1 pseudogene is annotated in these 1,394 nt (G+C 68.6%); it reads left to right on the forward strand.

What is annotated here, in order from left to right:
- Positions 1-1,394, forward strand: a pseudogene (locus D769_RS00225) (hypothetical protein); the annotation flags it as partial.

A 1,394-nucleotide genomic window follows, 5' to 3' on the forward strand; every position in this document is an offset into this window, starting at 1 on the left:
TGGGCCCGCACGCGCGCGGCGGCGCAGCGCTTCTCGCAGGCCACGTCCGGCGGCAGCGCGTTGCTGAAGCCCGTCGACAAGATTGCCGCGTTCGATTTCGATGCGGCGCTGGCGTTCTACCGGCCGTGGCGCGACGGGCTTCTGACCGACGCGCAGCGCGAGACACTGCGGACGACCGATGCCGATACGCTCGCGCAGCAGGCGCTGACGCGGCTCTACCAGTTTTCCACCGGACCGCGCCTGACCGATTGGGCGTCGGACCCGCTCGGGCTGTGGCAGAACTGGTGGCTGTCTCGCGCGGCGGTGACCCGCGTGCATGAGCGCGATGGTCTGGCAACGGTGACCGGCGAAGGCAAGGATTGGGTGCTGTTGACCTATCGGATCACCAAGCCCGCGTTTTCCGCCAATGGCAGCACCGACTACGGCGACCTGCTCCATGCGGCAGAAGCGGCGGCGCGTCAGGGCGACGACGGCGTGCGCGTGGTGACGGCCGGCATCCCGCTGCACGCCGAAGCCGCGGCCGCGCAGGCCAACTGGGAAATGAATGTGATCGGATGGGGCTCGCTGGCCGCGGTGCTGCTGCTGGTGTGGCTGGCCTTCCGGTCGCTGCGGCCCATCGTGCTGGTGGGGCTGTCACTGCTGATCGGGACGGCGGCAGCGATCTCCGCCACGGCGATCGTCTTCGACCGCGTCCACCTGATCACGCTGGTGTTCGGCGCCAGTCTGGTCGGGGTGGCCGAGGATTTCGGCATCCACTATTTTGTGACGCGCCAGGCCATGCCACGCGCGACACCACCTGCCGTGATGCGCTTCCTGGCGCCCGGACTGGCGCTGGCGTTGTCTACGAGCGTAGTGGCCTATCTCGCGCTTGGCATCGCACCGTTCCCCGGGCTGCGCCAGATGGCGTTGTTTTCCGCGGTTGGCCTGATCACGGCATTCCTGACCGTGCTGTTCTGGTTCCCTTTGCTCGATAGGGGCAACCTGCGTCCGACGCGTCTTTCCACCTGGCTTGCCGATAGCCTGGCGCGCTGGCCGTACGCACGCAATGACCGGCGTACCTGGCTGGCGCTTGGCGTGTTGATGCTGTTCATCGTGACCGGCATCTGGCAGGTGCGCGTTGCCGACGACATCCGGCAACTGCAGAGTTCGCCGCCCGCGCTGATCGAGGCGCAACGCACGGCAGGGCAGTTGTTGGGCACGCCCAGCCCGGCGCAGTTCATCCTCGTGCGCGGTGCGACGCCGGACGAGGTGCTCGCGCGCGAGGAAGCGATCAAGGCCGGGTTGGCCGATGCGATCCGGCGCGGCGATCTGGCCGGCTTCATTGCGATCTCGGACTGGGTGCCGTCCGCCGGCCGTCAGCAAGCCGACGCCGCGCTGGCCGATCGGCAGGAGGC

This window comes from Cupriavidus sp. HMR-1, assembly GCF_000319775.1.
Lineage (GTDB): Bacteria > Pseudomonadota > Gammaproteobacteria > Burkholderiales > Burkholderiaceae > Cupriavidus > Cupriavidus metallidurans.